Below are 578 nucleotides of genomic sequence, written 5' to 3' on the forward strand. Positions count from 1 at the left end.
GGACAAAGCTACACCAATAGCAGTGCGACGGTACCGGCTCTTTATCAGACGGAGCGAAGTTCACCAGCGCAAGTGTTTGATTATGCAGTACCTGTTGCGAACGGAACCTACCAGGTGATTCTCCACTTTGCGGAGATCTACTGGGGGGCAAACGCTGGCGGTGCCGGTGGCACAGGCAAGCGGGTATTTGATGTAAGCCTTGAGGGCGAGCAAGTACTGGATGGCTTGGATATCAATGCGGAAGTGGGAGCGCAGACGGTGTTGACCCAATCCTTTGAATTGACGGTGACCGATGGGGAGTTGAATATGAACTTTACTTCGTTAGGCGGAGTAAATCAGCCGAAGCTATCTGCCTTTGAGATTCTCGGAACCAATGAGCCGCCTGTAGCCGAAGCATCTGCGGATAAAACTTCGGGAACTGCTCCGCTGACGGTTAACTTCACTGGAGAGAACAGCAGCGATGCGGAAGGTGCGGTGAGCTACTTCTGGGAATTCGGTACGGGAGCTACTTCCACGGAAGCGAATCCGGCATATACCTTCACAGAAGCAGGGGATTACGAAGTGACCTTGACGGTGAC

General features: G+C 53.1%; 1 protein-coding gene. It reads left to right on the top strand.

Annotated elements, in window-relative coordinates; all coding sequences use genetic code 11:
- Positions 1 to 578: malectin domain-containing carbohydrate-binding protein (locus tag GJQ68_RS23115; protein ID WP_162419622.1), on the top strand; the 578-nt coding region annotated here is incomplete at both ends.

This window comes from Cyclobacterium roseum (genome assembly GCF_010119225.1).
Classification (GTDB): Bacteria; Bacteroidota; Bacteroidia; order Cytophagales; family Cyclobacteriaceae; genus Cyclobacterium; species Cyclobacterium roseum.